The organism is Streptomyces sp. NPDC003023 (assembly GCF_042888225.1).
Classification (GTDB): Bacteria; Actinomycetota; Actinomycetes; order Streptomycetales; family Streptomycetaceae; genus Streptomyces.
Genome location: NZ_JBIAPL010000001.1, coordinates 1,567,945 through 1,580,949 on the forward strand (window position 1 = coordinate 1,567,945; position 13,005 = coordinate 1,580,949).

Consider the following 13,005-nt stretch of genomic DNA (forward strand, 5'->3'; position numbering starts at 1 on the left):
GCGCAGTGTGCAGACGCTGTCTGCGGAGAAACCACTGACCTGTTTGTTCTTGCGGTGTGCCAGGGATTCCCTCGCACACCTGTAGGTGGATGGCGAGGAATCATGGACCAGTCTCAGTCTTTTGCCGACGGCGAGCAGCGGCTTTTGCTGACCGGGGCTCAGGCAGGGGTGTGGTTCGCGCAGGCCGTCGAGCCCGACAGCCCGATCTTCCGCGCCTCGGAGTACCTGGAGATCCACGGCGCCCTGGACACCGTGCTCTTCGAGCGGGCGCTGCGGCAGATGACCGCCGAGGCGGACGCCCTGCACATCCGGTTCGTCGACACCGAGGACGGCCCCCGCCAGGTCATCGGGGTCGAGCCCTCCTGGACCCTGTGGACCGTCGACGTCTCCGGCGAGTCCGACCCCCGCCGCGCCGCCGAGGAATGGATGGGCCGCGATCTGCGCCGCCGCATCGACCTGACCGGCTCGCCGCTGTTCACGTACGCGCTGTTCAAGGCCGCCGAGGACCGCTGGTTCTGGTATCACGCCTACCACCACATCCTGCTGGACGGCGTCGGCGCCGCCCTTCTGGTCCGCCGCGTCGCCGACGTCTACACCGCGCTCGCCGCCGGCGCCGACCCCGGCCCCACGCCCTTCGGCTCGGTCCGCACCCTCCTCGCGGAGGACGCCGCGTACCGCGCCTGTGAAGACCTCACCGCCGACCGGGAGTTCTGGCGCGGTCAGTACGCCGACCAGCCCGAGCCGGTCGCCCTCTCCACCCACCCGCTGAAGCCGTCCGCCGACTTCGTCCGGCGCAGCGCGTACCTGCCCGAGGACGTCCGCCAGGACCTGGTCAGCGCGGCGGAGCGGGCCGGCACGGCCCGCTCCCGCGTCGTGATCGCCGCCACGGTCGCCTACATGCACCGCATGACCGGCCTGACCGACATCGTGCTCGGCCTGCCGGTCACCGCCCGCCCGGGCCCCGAGTCCCGCACCGCGCCCGGCATGGCCGCCAACGTGGTCCCGCTGCGGGTCGCCGTCGACGACGCCACCACCGTCGGCGAACTCCTGGACCGCACCCGGGTCGCGTTGCGCGGCCTCGTCGCGCACCAGCGCTACCGCGGCGAGGAGTTGCGCCGCGACCTCGGTCTGCCCAACGACCACCGCCGCTTCTTCGGCCCGCTGCTCAACGTCGTCCCGTTCGACTACGACCTGAGCTTCGCCGGACTGCGCGCCGACGCGCACAACATGTCGCTGCGGCTCATCGAGGATCTCGCCGTATCCGTATACGACCGGGGTGACGGCGGGGGCATCCGCGTCGACTTCGACGCCCATCCGGAGTTGTACGCCCCCGCCGAACTCGCCGCCCACCAGGACCGCTACCTGCGGTTCGTCGGCCGGATCGCCCGCGCGCTCGACGAGCCCGGGACGCCGCTGGGCCGGATCGGGCTGCTCGGCGACGAGGAGCGGGACGCGGTCGTCGCCCGCCCCGCCGCCGTGCTCGCACCAGCCGGCGAAGGCTCCACGCTCGCCGCCCTGTTCGAGCGCCAGGTCCTCGCCTCGCCCGACGCGCCCGCCCTCGCCTTCGAGGACACCGTCCTCGACTACGCCGAGCTGAACCGGCGCGCCAACCGGCTCGCCAGGCTGCTCGCCGCCCGCGGCGTCGGACCCGAGGACCGGGTCGCCCTGCTGCTGCCGCGCTCCGCCGAGTTCGTCGTCGCGATCCTCGCCGTGGTCAAGGCCGGAGCCGCGTACGTCCCCGTGGACCCGGGCTACCCGGAGGCCCGCATCGCGCACATCCTCGGCGACGCGGGCTCCGCCCTCGTCCTCGTCGACGCCTCGACCGCCGCCGTCGCCGAGGCCGCCGCCGTCGCCCATGCCGCCGGGAGCACCCCGCTCGCCCTCGACGACCCCGCCGTCGTCGCCGAACTGGAGTCGCTGTCCGACACCGACCTCGCGGACGCCGACCGCACCGCCCCGCTGACCGCCGCGCACGCCGCGTACGTCATCTACACCTCCGGCTCCACCGGCCGCCCCAAGGGCGTCGTGGTGACCCACGCGGGCCTGCCGGGCCTTGCCGACACCTTCGTCCGGCGGCTGGACGTCCGCCCGGGCAGCAGGGTCCTCCAGTTCGCCTCCATGGGCTTCGACGCGATGGTGCCCGAGCTGTGCATGGGCCTGCTCGCCGGCGCGACCTTCGTCCTCGCCCCCGCAGAGCGGCTGCTGCCCGGCGACCCGCTGGCCGCGTTCGCCCGCGAGGCCGGAATCACCCACGCGATCCTGCCGCCGTCGTCGCTGGCCGTCATGGACCCCGCCACCGACCTGCCTCCGGGCATGACCATCCTCATCGCCGGCGAGGCCGCCGGTGAGGAACTGGCCTCCCGCTGGGCGCCCGGCCGGCTCTTCGTCAACGGCTACGGCCCCACAGAGACCACCGTGTGCGCCACCATGAGCCAGGCCCTCGACGGCTCCCGCACGCCCCCCATCGGCGACGCCATCGCCGACACCAGGGTGCATGTCCTCGACAGCGCCCTGCTGCCCGTGCCGCCCGGCGTCACCGGCGAGCTGTACGTCGCCGGCCCCGGCCTCGCCCGCGGCTACCTCGGCCGCTCCGCGCTCACCGCGGAGCGGTTCGTCGCCCACCCCTTCGGGCTGCCCGGCGAGCGCATGTACCGCACCGGCGACCTCGTCCGCCAACTCCCTGACGGATCACTGGAGTTCATCGGTCGTGCCGACGAGCAGGTCAAGATCCGCGGCTACCGCGTGGAGCCCGGCGAGGCCGAGGCCGCGCTGCTGCGCCTGCCCGCCGTGGCCCAGGCCGCCGTGACCGTACGCCGGTCCGCCGACGGAACAGGCGCCCTCGCCGGGTACGTCGTCCCCACGGCCCGGGCCGCCGCCGGCCTCGATCCGGCCGCCGTCCGCGACGCCCTCGCCGAGGTCCTGCCCGGCTACCTCGTCCCCGCGACCGTAACCGTCGTCGACGCCATCCCCGTCACCCCCAACGGCAAGGTCGATCACAAGGCCCTGCCCGAACCGGGCCCGGCCGCCGCCGGTACGGGCCGGGAGCCGCGCACCCCGCTCGAACACGCCCTCGCCGCCCTGTTCGCCGATGCCCTCGGCTGCGACACCGTCCTCGCCGACGACGACTTCTTCGCGCTGGGCGGCCACTCCCTCATGGCCGCCCGGCTCGCCCGCCGCATCTCCGCCGAACTCGGCAGGGACTGCGGTGTCGAGGCCCTCTTCGCCGCGCCCACCGTCCGCACTCTGGCCGGCCGCCTGGAAGGCGCGACCGCCGAGCGCCCCGCGCTCACCCCCGTACCCCGCGACGGCGACCTCGCCCTCTCCTACGCCCAACAGCGCCTGTGGTTCCTCGACCAGCTCGAAGGGCCGAGCGCCGCCTACAACATCCCGCTCGCGCTCACCCTCGACGGCACGCTCGACCGGCCCGCCCTCGCCGCCGCGCTCGGCGACCTCACCGACCGCCACGAGATCCTGCGCACCGTCTACCGGGAGACCGGAGGCGTCGCCGCCCAGCACATCCTGCCTCCCGGCGGCGCACCCGCGCTCACCGTCCGCACGGCGAGCGACGACACCCTGGACGCCGAGCTGTCCGCCGCCGTCGCCCACCGCTTCGAGCTCGCGGTGGAACCCCCGCTGCGGGCCACCCTGTTCGTCCTCGCCCCCGACCGGCACGTCCTGCTGCTCCTGCTCCACCACATCGCCGCCGACGCCGGCTCCCTCGCCCCGCTGCTCGGCGACCTGACCGACGCCTACACGGCCCGCCGCGCCGGACACGCCCCCGCCCAGGGCCCGCTCGACGTCCAGTACGCCGACTTCGCGGCCTGGCAGCGGCGCGCCCTCGGCGACGAGCGCGACCCCGACAGCGCCGCCGCCCGCCAGATCACCTTCTGGAAGCGGCACCTCGACGGCCTGCCCGACCACCTCGACCTGCCCGCCGACCACCCCCGCGGCGCCGGTTCGGCAGCCCCCGCGGACCTCGTCGCACTCGACCTCGACGCGGCCACCCACCGCCGCCTCGCCGAGCTCGCCCGTGCCACCGGCGCCAGCACCTTCATGGTCGTCCAGACCCTCGTGGCCACCCTGCTGACCCGGCACGGCGCCGGCACCGACATCGCACTCGGCACGCCCGTCACCGGCCGCCCCGAGGAGTGCCTGGACGCCCTGGTGGGCTTCTTCACCAACACCCTCGTGCTGCGCACCGACACCTCCGGTGACCCCACCTTCGCCGAACTCCTCGCCCGCGTCCGCAGGAACAACCTCGACGCCTACGCGCACCAGGAGCTTCCCTTCGAGCGGCTGGTCGAGGTGCTCAACCCGGCCCGCTCCACCTCCCACCACCCGCTGTTCCAGGTCATGATCTCCATGGACAGCTCGGAGCGGTCACTGCCCGCCCCCGACGGGCTCGCGCTCGGCCTGGTCGACGTGCCCACCGGCGCCGCCAAGTTCGACCTGTCGTTCAACGTCCGCGAGCACCGCGCACCCGGCGGCGGCGAGGCCGGCCTGCTCATCGCCCTGGAGTTCCGCACCGACCTCTTCGACCGCACCACCGCCGAAGCGTTCCTGGCCCGCTTCGCCCGGCTCGCCGAAGCCGCCACGGCCGCCCCCGGCACCCGCATCGGCAGCGCCCCGCTCCTCTCGGACGAGGAGATCCACCGGCTCCTCGTCGCATGGAACGACACCGCCGCGCCGGAGACCATGACCGACGCCGTCGCCCGCGTCCGCGCCGTCGCCGCCGAGCACCCCGAGGCCGTCGCCGTCACCGACGACCACGGCGACGTCACGTACGCCGAGCTCATGGGCCGTGTCGACCGGCTCGCCGCCCGCCTGCGCGCCCGTGGCGCCCGGGAGAACACCGTCGTCGCCGTCCTCGCCGACCGGGGCGCCGCCGCGATCACCGCCTTCCTCGGGATCCAGGCCGCGTCCGCCGCCTACCTGCCGCTGGACACCCGCGCCCCGCACGAGCGGAGCGCATCCCTGCTCGCCGACGCCTCCGCCGCCTGGCTGCTCACAGGGCCCGGCCACGAGGAGACCGCCGCCGCCGTCGTCGCCGAAACCGGCGCGAAGGTCCTGCCGGTCGACGACCCGGCCGACCCCGCCACGGTCACCGAAGCCACGGTCACCGACGCGGCTTCCGGCGCCGCGGTCACCGACGCGGCCCCTGCCGGTGACCAGCTCGCGTACGTCATCTTCACCTCAGGCTCCACCGGCCGCCCCAAGGGCGCGATGGTGCACCACCGCGGCATGAACAACCACCTGCTCGCCAAGGTCGACGACCTCGCCCTGACCGGCGCCGACACCGTCGTGCAGAACGCACCCCTCACCTTCGACGTCTCCGTCTGGCAGATGGTCGCCCCGCTGCTCACCGGCGGCCGCGTCCTCGCCGTGAACCAGCACCTCGCCGCCGACCCGGTGGGCCTGTTCCGGCTCGTCGGCCACGACGGGGTCACCGTCCTGGAGGTCGTCCCCTCCCTGCTGCGCGCCGCCCTGGACATCTGGGACGAGGGCGCCGAGATCCCCGCCCTGCCGGCCCTGCGTTGGCTCGTCGTCACCGGCGAGGAACTCCCCACCGACCTGTGCCGCCGCTGGTTCGCCCGCTTCCCCGGCATCCCGATGATGAACGCGTACGGGCCCACCGAGTGCTCCGACGACGTCACGCACGCCGTCCTCACCCCCGACACCCTCGACGAGCGGCGGATCACCGCCCCCATCGGCCACGCCGTGCGCAACACCGCCCTCTACGTCCTCAGCGACGAGAGGCAGCTCGTCCCGCCCGGCACCCCCGGCGACCTGTACGTGGCCGGCGTCGGCGTCGGCCACGGCTACCTCGGCGACGCCGAACGCACTGCCGCCGCGTTCGTCCCCGACCCGTTCGCCGACGACGGCACCCTCATGTACCGCACCGGCGACCTCGTCCGCCACCGCCCCGACGGACAGCTGGAGTTCATCGGCCGACGCGACACCCAGGTCAAGATCCGCGGCCAGCGCATCGAACTCGGCGAGGTCGAGGCCCATCTGCGGGCCCTCCCCGGCGTCACCGACGCCGCCGCCGCGGTCGTCCCCGGCCCCGGCGGACACCGCCACCTCGTCGGCTACGTCGTCGGCGCCGACGACGTCCGCGGCCTGCGCGAGGCCCTCGCCGCCGCGCTGCCCGAACACCTCGTCCCCGCCGTACTCGTCGCCCTGCCCACGATGCCGCTCACCCCGAACGGCAAGACCGACCGCAAGGCCCTGCCCGCCCCCGACTTCACCACCGTCGAACGCCGCGCCCCGCGCACCCCGCAGGAGGAGATCCTGTGCGGCGTGTTCGCCGACATGCTCGGCCTCGAGAAGGTCGGCGTCGACGACGACTTCTTCGCCCTCGGCGGCCACTCCCTCCTCGCCACCCGCCTCGTCGCCCGGATCCGCACCGCCCTCGACGCGGACCTGGAGGTCGCCGCGCTCTTCGAGACGCCGACCGTCGCCGGGCTCGCGGCCCGGCTCGCCGCCGCAGGACCGGCCCGCGGCGCCGTCGCCCGCCGCGAACGCCCCGACGGGCTGCCGCTGTCGTACGCCCAGCGCGGCCTGTGGTTCCTCAACCGGATGGACCCGGCCGACGGCACCTACAACATCCCTCTGGTGCTGCGGCTCTCCGGCCCGCTCCACCACGACGCCCTGCGCCGCGCCCTCACCGACGTCGCCGCCCGGCACGAGAGCCTGCGCACCGTCTTCCCGGAGACCGACGGCGTCCCCCACCAGCTCGTCCTCGACCCCGAGCAGGCCCGGCCCGTCCTCGACGTCGTCGAAGCCGCCGGACACGACGCCGACGCCCTCGTCGCCGAAGCGGTCGGCCGCGGCTTCGACCTCACCCGCGAGACGCCGCTGCGTGCCCGGCTCGTCGCCGTCGGACCCGAGACACACGTCCTCGTCGTCGTCGTCCACCACATCGCCGGTGACGGCTGGTCCACCGCGCCGCTCGCCCGCGACCTCAGCCTCGCCTACGGCGCCGCCCTCGAAGGCCGCGCCCCCGACTGGACCCCGCTGCCCGTCCAGTACGCCGACTTCACCCTGTGGCAGCGCGACCGGCTCGGTGAGGAGAGCGACCCGGCCAGCGTCGTCTCCGCCCAGATCGCCTACTGGAAGGACGCCCTCGCAGGCCTCCCCGAGGAGCTCGCGCTCCCGACCGACCGGCCCCGGCTCGCGCTGCCCAGCCACCGCGGCGGCCTCGTGCCCTTCCACCTCGGCCCCGAGACCCACCGCTCGCTGCTGCGCCTCGCCCGCACCCACGGCGTCACCCCGTTCATGGTGCTGCACGCCGCGCTCGCCGCCCTTCTCACCCGCCTCGGCGCCGGCACCGACATCCCGATCGGCGGCTCGGTCGTCGGCCGGGACGACGAAGCCCTCGACGACGTGGTCGGATTCTTCGTCAACTCCCTGGTGCTGCGCACCGACACGTCCGGCGACCCCGCCTTCGCCGAACTCCTGGAGCGGACCCGAACCGCCGACATCGCCGCCTTCGCCCACCAGGACCTGCCGTTCGAACGGCTCGTCGAGACGCTCAACCCGCGCCGCTCGCTCAACCGCCACCCGCTGTTCCAGATCAAGCTCGTCCTGCAGAACCTGGACCGCCCCGAGGTCGACTTCCCCGGCCTGCGCGCCGACGTCGCACAGATCGACCCCGACATGGCCAAGTTCGACCTGCTCCTGTCCGTCGCCGAACGGTACGACGAGCACGGCGAACCGCAGGGCGTCGAGGCCGCCGCCGGCTACAGCGCCGACCTGTTCGACCGTTCCACCGTCGAGGCGCTCGCCGGCCGGTTCGTCCGGCTCCTCGAATCCGCCCTCGGCGACCCCCACCGGCCGCTGTCCCGGCTCGCCGTCATGGACGGCAGCGAACGGCACGACCTGCTCGTCACCCGCAGCGCCACCGACCACGACACCCCCGACGCCACCCTCCCGCAGCTCTTCGAGGCCCAGGCCGCCCGCACCCCGGACGCCCCCGCCGTCGTCTGCGGCGCCGAACGGCTCAGCTACGCCGGGCTCGACGCCCGCGCCAACCGCCTCGCCCACCTGCTCCTGGAGCACGGCGCCGGCCAGGACACCCTGGTCGCACTCGCCCTGCCCCGCTCGAACACCGCCGTCACGGCGATGCTCGCCGTCGGCAAGGCCGGCGCAGCCTATCTGCCGCTCGACCCCGAGCAGCCCGGCGAGCGCGTCACCCGACTCCTGGCCGACGCCCGCCCCGCCCTGCTGCTCACCACCGCCGCCACCCTGGAAGCCGCCCCGCACCTGGGCGAGGCCGCCGCCGGCGTCCTCGTCCTGGACGCACCCGACGTCGCCGACGCGCTCGCCCGCGCCCGCACCGACGCCCCGGCGGAACCCGACCGGACCGCGCCCGTCACCCCCCTCGACGCCGCGTACGTCGTCTACACCTCCGGCTCCACCGGCGCGCCCAAGGGCGTCGTCGTCGAGCAGCGGGCCCTGGTGGACTACGTGGTGCGCTGCGCCGCCGAGTACCCCGGCCTGAGCGGACGCACCCTGCTCCACTCGCCGCTCTCCTTCGACCTCGGCCTCACCACCCTCTACGGCACCCTGCTCGCCGGCGGCTGCCTTCACATCGCCGACCTCGACGAGACCCTCGACGTCCCCGGCGGCCTGACCTTCCTCAAGGCCACCCCCAGCCACTTGCCGATCCTCGACACCCTGCCCGACGAACTCTCCCCGACCACCGAGCTGATGACCGGCGGCGAGGCCCTGCACGCCGAACAGCTCGCGGCCTGGCGCGCCCGGCACCCGCAGGTCGCCGTCGTCAACCACTACGGCCCCACCGAGACCACCGTCGGCGTCCTCGACCACCGTGTCCCGGCGGGCGCCCCGCTCGCCGCCGGACCGGTCCCGCTCGGCCGCCCCATGTGGAACACCCGCGCGTACGTCCTGGACGCGGCCCTGCTGCCCGTGCCCGACGGCGTCACCGGCGAGCTGTACATCGCCGGAACCGGCCTGGCGCGCGGCTACCTCGGCCGCCCCGCCGGCACCGCCGAACGCTTCGTCGCCGACCCGTACGGCCCGCCCGGCGCGCGCATGTACCGCACCGGCGACCGGGTCCGCTGGAACGCCGCCGGCGTCCTCGAGTACGTCGGCCGGACCGACCACCAGGTCAAGGTCCGCGGCTTCCGGATCGAACTCGGCGAGGTCGAGGCCGCCCTGCTGTCCGCCCCCGGCGTCCGCCAGGCACTTCCGCTGGTCCGCGAGGACCAGCGGGACGACAAGCGGCTCACCGCCTACGTCGTCCCCGCCCCCGGCGAGCGGCTCGTGCCCGACCGCGTGCGCGCCCATGTCGCCGAGGTGCTCCCCGAGTACATGACGCCCACCGCCGTCGTCGTCCTCGACACGCTCCCGCTCACGGCCAACGGCAAGGTGGACCGGGCCGCGCTGCCCGCCCCCGAGGCCGTCGGCGGGCCGGTGACCCGCGCCCCGCGCACCCCGGAGGAGGAGATCCTCGCCGGCCTGTTCGCCGACGTCCTCGGCGTCGCACACGTCGGCGTCGACGACGACTTCTTCGCGCTGGGCGGCCACTCCCTGCTCGCCATGCGGCTGCTCAGCCGAATCGCCTCCACTCTCGGGGTCCGCGTCGGCGTCAAGGCGCTGTTCGACGCCCCGACCGTCGCCGGCGTCGCCGCCCGGCTGGCCACCCCCGGCGAAACGCGCCCCGCGCTCGTCCCCGCCGACCGCGGCGACCGCGTCCCGCTGTCCTTCGCCCAGACCCGGCTGTGGTTCCTCAACCGGCTCGAAGGCCCCAACGCCACCTACAACGTGCCCCTCGTGCTCCGTCTCGCCGGCACGCTCGACCGGGCCGCCCTGCGCGCCGCGCTGCGCGACGTCACCGACCGCCACGAGAGCCTGCGCACCGTCTTCCCGGAGACCGACGGCGTCCCCCGCCAGCACGTCCTCGGCCCGGTCGAGGGCGCCGTCGTCCTCGACGAACGCGCCGTCCCTGCCGACGAGCTGGAGCAGACGATCACCGACACCGTCCTCGGCGGCTTCGACCTGACCGTCCAGCCGCCGCTGCGGGCCCGCCTGCTCACCCCCGACGGCACGGGCACCTGCGTGCTCGTCCTCGTCATCCACCACATCGCCGGCGACGGCTGGTCCCTCACCCCGCTGCTCGCCGACCTGTCCCGGGCCTACACCGCCCGTACCCGCGGCGCCGCACCGGCCTGGGAGCCGCTGCCGGTCCAGTACGCCGACTACACCCTGTGGCAGCGGACCGTCATGGGCGAGGAGACCGACCCGGACAGCCGGCTCACCCAGCAGCTCGACCACTGGAAGTCCGCCCTCGACGGCCTTCCCGAGGAACTCGACCTGCCCACCGACCGGGCCCGTCCCGAGGTCGCCACCTACCGCGGCGACAACGTGCCGCTGGAGCTCGACGCAGAGACCCACGCCGCGCTCGCCGCCCTCGCCCGGGCCCACGGCGTCAGCCTCTTCATGGTCCTCCAGGCCGGTCTGGCCGCGCTGCTGACCCGGCTCGGCGCCGGCGGCGACATCCCGATCGGCACGCCCATCGCCGGACGCACCGACGACGCGCTCGACGACCTGGTGGGCTTCTTCGTCAACACCCTGGTCCTGCGCACCGACACCTCCGGCGACCCGACCTTCCGCGAACTGCTCGCCCGGGTCCGCGAGACCGACCTCGCCGCGTACACCCACCAGGACCTGCCGTTCGAGCGGCTGGTGGAGGAACTGAACCCGGTACGGTCCCTGGCCCGCCACCCGCTCTTCCAGATCATGCTGATCCTGCACAACACCGGCCGGCCCGAGATCGACCTGCCCGGACTGCGGATCGAGGTCGAGGGCGCCGACGCCCCGGTCGCCAAGTTCGACCTGTCCGTCAGCCTCTGGGAGCGGCACACCGCCGACGGCGCCGCCGACGGCATCCTCGGCCGGATCGAGTACGCCCTCGACCTGTTCGACCGCTCCACCGCGGAAACGGTCGCCACCCGGCTCCAGCGACTCCTCACCGCCGCCGCGCACACCCCCGAGCTTCCGATCAGCGGCCTCGCGGTCCTCGACGAGGCGGAACTCCACGATCTCCTCGTCCTGCGCAACGCCACCGACCACCCGAGCCCCGACGCGTCGCTGCCCGAGCTGTTCCGCCGCCAGGCCGCCCGCACCCCCGAGGCGACCGCCCTCGTCCGCGGCGACCTCGCCCTCAGCTACGCCGAACTCGACGCGCGCTCCGACCGGCTCGCCCACGCCCTGCTCGGCCGGGGCGTGGGCCCCGAGGACCGGATCGCGCTGCTCCTCGCCGACCGGGCCGCCCACGTCGTGGCGACCCTCGCGGTCGCCAAGGCCGGCGGCGCGTACGTACCGCTGGACGTGCGCAGCCCCCAGGCCCGAACCCGCCGGATCCTCGACGGCACCGCGGCCGCTCTCGTCCTCGCGGAGACGGCCACCGCCGCCCGCGTCCCGGACGGCTCCGCGCCCGTCCTGCTCGTCGACGACGCGCTCCCGCCGGCCGGCGCGCCCGACGCCGAACTGCCCGTGATCCACCCGGACCGGCTCGCGTACGTCATGTACACCTCCGGCTCCACCGGCGAGCCGAAGGGCGTCGCCGTCACCCACCGCAACGTCGCCGGGCTCGCCCGCGACCGCTACTGGGGCCACGACGCCGGCGACCGGACGCTCATGCACTCCCCGCCGTCCTTCGACGCCTCCACGTACGAACTGTGGGGCCCCCTCCTCAGCGGCGCCCTGATCGTCGCCTCCGACGGCGACGCCACCGACATCGCCTCCCTGGCCGCCACCATGACCCGGCACCGCGTCACCGTCGGCCTGTTCAGCGAGGGCGTGTTCCGGCTCCTCGCCGAGAACCACGCCGACGCCTTCCGCGACCTGCGCGACATCTACGTCGGCGGCGACACCGCCTCGGCCACCGCCGTCCGCAAGGTCCTGGAGCGGACCACGGGCGCCCGCCTCACCAACAGCTACGGCCCCACCGAGACCACCCTGTGCGTCGTCCACCACGCCGTCACCGACGAGGACGTCGCCCGCAACGCCTTCCCCATCGGCCGCCCGCTCGACAACACCCGCGTCTACGTCCTCGACGCGGCACTGCGGCCCGTCCCCGACGGCGTCACCGGCGAACTGTACGTCGCCGGCGAGGGCCTGGCCCGCGGCTACACCGGCCGCCCCGGCCTCACCGCCGAACGCTTCGTCGCCGACCCGTACGGCCCGCCCGGCGCGCGTATGTACCGCACCGGCGACCGGGTCCGCTGGCGGGCCGAAGGCACCCTGGAGTTCGCCGGCCGCGCCGACGCCCAGGTCAAGGTTCGCGGCTTCCGCATCGAACTCGGCGAGGTCGAGGCCGCCGTCGCCGCCCACCCGGCCGTCGCCCAGAGCGTCGTCGTGGTCCGCGAGGACCGGCCCGGCGACAAGCGACTGGTCGCCTACACCGTCCAGGCCGACGGCCACCCCCTCGACGCCGACGCGCTGCGCGCCCACATCGCGGCCCTGCTGCCCGACTACATGACGCCCGCCGCGTTCGTCGAACTCGCCGAACTGCCCCTCACCCGCACCGGAAAGCTCGACCGCAGGGCCCTGCCGGCACCCCAGTACGCGGGCGGCGGCGGCCGCGCCCCGCGCAACGAGCGCGAGCAACTGCTGTGCACGCTCTTCGCCGACCTGCTCGGCATCGCCGAGGTCGCCGTCGACGACAACTTCTTCGCCATGGGCGGCGACAGCATCGTCTCCATCCAGCTCGTCAGCCGGGCCCGCGAGGCCGGACTCGTCCTCACCCCGCGCGACATCTTCCAGCACCAGACCGTCGAGGCCCTCGCCCTCGCCGCGACCACCCCGGGCGCCGACACCGCGAGCATGCCCGACGAAGGCACCGGCACGGTGCCCGCCACCCCCATCATGGAATGGCTGCGCGGCCTCGGCGGCCCCGTCGAGGGCTTCAACCAGTCCGTCCTGCTCCGCACCCCCGCGGGCCTCGGCGAACAGGCCCTGGTCACCGCAGTCCAGGCC

General features: G+C 74.8%; 1 protein-coding gene (only partly in view). It reads left to right on the forward strand.

Going from position 1 to position 13,005, the window contains the following annotated elements:
• The first annotated feature begins 102 nt into the window (after positions 1–102).
• Positions 103–13,005, forward strand: partial view of an amino acid adenylation domain-containing protein gene (locus ACFYV1_RS06660; protein ID WP_389394247.1) — the 5' portion only. Its footprint extends 1,380 nt past the window's final position; only the first 12,903 of its 14,283 coding nucleotides appear in the window; it begins with the start codon at positions 103–105; the stop codon falls past the right edge of the window.